Origin of the sequence: Protofrankia sp. Cas4, assembly GCF_963555915.1 — a bacterium.
Classification (GTDB): Bacteria; Actinomycetota; Actinomycetes; order Frankiales; family Frankiaceae; genus Protofrankia.
Genome location: NZ_CAUVXL010000254.1, coordinates 1 through 3,910, shown reverse-complemented (window position 1 = coordinate 3,910; position 3,910 = coordinate 1). Strand labels below are relative to the sequence as shown.

Below are 3,910 nucleotides of genomic sequence, written 5' to 3'. Positions count from 1 at the left end.
AAGCTAAGGCCAATCTCACACTTGCTGCTCTGTCACGTTGGGCGTCACTTGCTTAGTCTTACTAAGCAAGTTTTCGGGTGAGGCGAGTGGTGTTCGCGGAGGGCTGCCAGGTGCCGGACTCAGATCGCGTCAGACAACGAATTTCGGATGATATCGGGATTGATCGGCTGCCGCCTGCGGCTGATCAATCCCCTGTACCAGGTCCCCGCTACAAGTGGATCGCCCTGTCCAATACCACGCTCGGTCTCCTGATGGCAACGGTGAACGGATCGATCGTTCTGATCGCCCTGCCGGAGATCTTCCGTGGGATCGACATCAACCCGCTGAGCCCGGGTAACACCAGTTACCTGCTGTGGATGATGATGGGCTTCCTCGTCGTCACCGCTGTGCTGGTGGTGACGTTCGGACGGCTCGGCGACATGTACGGCCGCGTCCGTATGTACAACCTGGGTTTTGCGATCTTCACCGTCTCCTCGATCCTGCTGGCCGTCACCTGGATGCACGGCACTGCGGCCGCTCTCTGGCTGATCGGCTGGCGGATTGTGCAGGGCGTGGGCGGGGCGTTCCTCTTCGCGAACTCCACGGCGATCCTGACCGACGCCTTTCCGGCCCGCCAGCGTGGTTTGGCGTTGGGTATAAACGTGGTCGCCGGCATCTCCGGCACGTTCCTGGGCCTGTTGCTCGGTGGCCTGCTTGCCCCGATCAGCTGGCACTGCGTCTTCCTGGTGTCGGTACCGTTCGGGGTTCTGGGTACCTTCTGGGCCTATACGAGCCTCCAGGACAGCGGTGTGCGGCGACGCACGACGATGGACTGGTGGGGGAATATCACGTTCGCCGTCGGGCTGATCGCGCTGCTCGTCGGCATCACCTACGGCATTCAGCCTTACGGCGGGCACACGATGGGCTGGACCAACCCCTGGGTGCTCGCCGCGGTGATCGGTGGCGTGGTCACGCTGGTTGTGTTCACGATCATCGAGTCGACGGTGGTCGAACCGCTGTTCCATCTGAGTCTGTTCCGGATCCGGTCGTTCTCCGCCGGCAACGTGGCAAACCTGCTGGCGTCACTCGGTCGCGGTGGGCTCCAGTTCGTCCTCCTCATCTGGCTACAGGGAATCTGGCTGCCCCAGCACGGCTACAGTTTCACCGACACCCCGCTGTGGGCGGGAATTTACCTGGTTCCGTTGACGGTCGGCTTCCTGGTGGCCGCGCCGATTGCCGGGGTGCTGTCCGATCGTTTCGGCGCCCGGATGTTCACGGTGGGCGGCCTGGCGATCGTCATTGTGAGCTTCGCGTTGTTCATGTCCATCCCGGTGAACTTCTCCTATCCGGTGTTCGCGTTGATCCTGCTGGTCAACGGCGTCGGTACCGGCCTGTTCTCCTCGCCGAACCGGGCCGATGTGATGAACGGATTGCCGGCGAACACCCGGGGAGTCGGCGCGGGTATGGCTGCCACGTTCCAGAACGCCGCGTTCGTGCTTTCGATAGGCCTGTCGTTCACTCTGATCGTCATCGGGCTTTCCCGCAGCCTGCCGTCGACCATGCTCAACGGTCTCGTGGACCAGGGTGTGCCGGCATCGACCGCGCAGGCGGCATCCGCACTCCCGCCGATCGGGGTGCTGTTCTCGGCCTTTCTCGGGTACAACCCGATGGAGCAGATCCTCGGGCCGCAGACGCTGTCAGCTCTGCCCGACTCGGGCGCCTACGTGACCGGCCGGGCCTTTTTTCCCAACTTGATCTCCGGGCCGTTCTCGGATGGTCTCGTCGCCGCTTTCGTGTTCTCGATCACGATGCTGTTGATCGCCCTGGTCGCATCCTTCATGGCGGGGCCCGGCCGCAGGGCACAACCCGGGCTCGACGACGCGGAGATGGCGGGCGTACATCCGCAGGACTCAGACGCGGGCGCAGGCCTGATCCCCGCACGCCGTTCGCAGAACACGGCGGCATCCGGTCATTCCCGGTGACTACCGCCGGGTTCACCGGGCCGTCGGGCGACCGGTACGCTGCCGTCGGTCGCCCGGCCTATGCGGTGGTCGCCTGGGCCTTCGGTCGGGTCTGGGGCACCGAATGCTGCCAGTCGGCCAGCAACGTCCGAATGCCGGTAACCAGCAGTAGGGGCTGGTCCAGCATGACATGATGCCCCGCCAGCGGGATTTCGATAACCGGCGCGACCCGCCCCAGCAGCTCGTACATCTCGGTGCCGATATCCGGTGTTATCAGACCGTGCTCGGCCCGGAACAGCGCGACGCGGCAGCGGACCTCCTTGAGAATCTGCGGCGACGGCCGGCGTCCCCGGAAAATGCCCGGATCAAATTTCCAGGTCCAGCCTCCCTCGACCGCACCCATGGACGTCCGCGCCACGTGGTTCACGACGTAGGGCAGCATGTTCGGCTGGTCCGGTACGGTTCTGAACCGGGCCAGGGCGTCGGTCACGGTCGGGTAGACGCGAAGTGGCCCGAATGCGGTCCGTTCGCGGGCGGCCCGTTCCTCCGGAGTGACATCGGCGACCGGAGCATCGATGATTATTATGCCGCCGATCTTTTCGGGGTGCTCCGCCGCGGCCATGATCGATGCCCAGCCACCCATGCTGTGTCCGATGATGATCGGCGTGCCGCTAAGGCCGGCATGCGCCGCCACGCTGACGATCTCAGCGGCCCAGCTGGTGAGGTTGTACTCATCGCGGCGCCCGCTGTCGCCATGGCCGGACATGTCGATGGCGACGACCCGGTACTCGCCGTCGATCAGTGGTGCGATGTGGTCCCACCAGCCCGCATGTCCGCCCCCGCCGTGCACGAGAACGATTCCCGGGCGGTCGCGCTTCCCCCAGCACCGGTAGCTGATCCGGCATCCGTCGACCTGGGTCGTGTGCCGCTCGGGCCGTCGCTCGAGTGCGGCGCGGAACCATCCAGGAGTCTCGATGTTCATGATCTGTCTGCCATGTCAGTTCTGCCATTCCGGATATGCGGTGCTGGACGGTGTCGTAATCCAGTTTGACCCGAGCCGGGTTGGCCAGCTGGCCGGGACGGTCCCGATCGCTATGATCGTTTGATTTGCTCACCTGGTGTAACTGTTGCCTGAGTGGCGTCTGGGTGAACTAGGTGATAAATGACTGTGTTCTCCGTTTTGTCCCTTACTGCCAAGGAGGGACATATCCGGCGGAGACCCGCTGAGCGGCGTGGCGGAGGGAGAATGACAGGACGGACAACGGCGGCGGATGGAGGTCCTATGCGATATGCGGTCGTGGCGGACCTGCACGGCAAACGCAAGGCGTGGCGGCGGGTGCTGGACGATGCGCAGCGTCGCGGGGCCGACCGGATCGTATGTCTCGGCGACTACCTCGACGCCAAGGTGCCATGGCGTAGCCATGACAGCACCACTCGGCGGGACCTCACCGACGTGGTGGAATCGGATCCGAAACTGTGGCGCGAGTTGGCCGGCGTCGATCTGGTTCTCGGCAACCAGGAATGGCGGATCCGCGATCTGTTGCGGGATGAGCAGACTGCCGGAGATCTTGATGTTCTACTTGCCGCACCCGAAACCCGCATGATCGGGGCTGCCACCGCAATGCACGGTCACCAGTTTTCCTGGGACCACGGGCCAACTCGTCCCGGATGGCCCACGGTGGCCTACCCCCGGTTCGCGCAGCTGCCCGACGTCCCGATCCTGATGGTCGGCCACTCCCACCAGGTGCTGCTTCTGGACCTGCTCTCGCTCGGGGAGCCGGCCGACCCGACCGACCCGGCCGGCGCGGTGCTGGCGCGGCGTTGGCCGGTCACCCCGGGGATGGCGATCCCGGTTGATCCGGGCGGTGCGCGGCGCCTGCTTGTCAATGTCGGTCCGGCGCGGGGCAAGCCGTCGTGCTGGCTTCTCTATGACGACACAGCGTCCGAACTGACCTTCCACGAAGCCGTAT

The 3,910-nt window shown here is 64.8% G+C and carries 3 protein-coding genes; 2 read left to right on the top strand and 1 reads right to left on the bottom strand.

The genetic code is table 11. The features are described 5' to 3' along the window. Positions 1–251 precede the first annotated feature (251 nt). The gene (locus tag U9979_RS22940) at positions 252–1,961 is read left to right on the top strand and encodes an MFS transporter (protein ID WP_416220286.1); all 1,710 of its coding nucleotides are present in this window, start codon (positions 252–254) and stop codon (positions 1,959–1,961) included. Positions 1,962–2,019: 58 nt separating this feature from the next. Here the strand turns inward: U9979_RS22940 and U9979_RS22935 are convergent, their stop codons facing one another. Continuing rightward, positions 2,020–2,922 carry an alpha/beta hydrolase gene (locus tag U9979_RS22935; RefSeq protein ID WP_322752389.1) on the bottom strand — a complete coding sequence of 301 codons (903 nt, stop codon included), beginning with the start codon at positions 2,920–2,922 and terminating at the stop codon, positions 2,020–2,022. A 300-nt stretch (positions 2,923–3,222) separates the two neighbouring features. On the opposite strand from U9979_RS22935, the gene U9979_RS22930 reads away from it, so the two are divergent. Further along, positions 3,223–3,910, top strand: a 688-nt coding sequence (locus U9979_RS22930) for a metallophosphoesterase family protein (RefSeq protein ID WP_322780917.1), incomplete at its 3' end; no start/stop codon positions are given.

Excerpts from the sequence above, each read along its gene's own strand:
- U9979_RS22940 (WP_416220286.1), top strand. The coding sequence starts at position 252 with ATGGCAACGGTGAACGGATCGATCGTTCTGATCGCCCTGCCGGAGATC.
- U9979_RS22935 (WP_322752389.1), bottom strand. The coding sequence starts at position 2,922 with ATGAACATCGAGACTCCTGGATGGTTCCGCGCCGCACTCGAGCGACGG.